We start from the raw sequence: 604 nt of genomic DNA on the forward strand, positions 1-604 counted from the left end.
CCCGCACCTACATCGATGACGCCAGCGGCTTCCTCGGCCGTAATTTCCTGGTGCGTAATGTCACGCTGGTCAGCCGCATGGGCTTTGCATGCCGCTGCGCCCGCTGCCACAGCGAGCGCCCGCAGGACTTGCAGAACGTGAACCTCCTGCAGTTCTTCAAGTCCTTCCTGAAGGCGCAGGCGGAAAAGGAAGCGGCGAAGGCGGGCGGCGAGGGGGCCGGCAAGAACTAGGCGCCCGCGCGGCAGAAGGGTCGGCGCCTGTAACGACACGGCCGCCGCTTTCTTTTTACAAAAAATTTATGCCTGGCTCGCTATCCTGTGGATGGTCTGGCCGGGCCGCCCGCCCTGGGTATGCGTCCGGCTTTCTTTCATGCCTAGCCGGGACTTCCCACGTTCAATGTCCACCACACAAGCAGATCCCACTTTGGCCACCGCCACCGCCGCCGATGCCAGGGCTTTTCCCGCCACGCGCAGCCGGATGGCGGCCCTGACCCTGGCCGCCATCGGCATTGTCTACGGCGACATCGGCACCAGCCCGCTGTACACGCTGAAGACCGTCTTTTCCCCGGAACATGGACTACCGCTCAGCCCTGCCAACCTGCTCG

Annotated in this window: 2 protein-coding genes; both read left to right on the forward strand. The window is 64.2% G+C overall.

The features are described from left to right. A partial coding sequence (locus JK635_RS04370; RefSeq protein WP_202652774.1) for a hypothetical protein occupies nt 1-230 on the forward strand: 230 nt, incomplete at its 5' end. A 193-nt stretch (nt 231-423) separates the two neighbouring features. Then, the coding region (locus tag JK635_RS04375) for a KUP/HAK/KT family potassium transporter (protein ID WP_202652775.1) at nt 424-604 on the forward strand (181 nt) is incomplete at its 3' end.

The organism is Neobacillus paridis, from assembly GCF_016765675.1.
Classification (GTDB): domain Bacteria; phylum Bacillota; class Bacilli; order Bacillales; family Cytobacillaceae; genus Neobacillus; species Neobacillus paridis.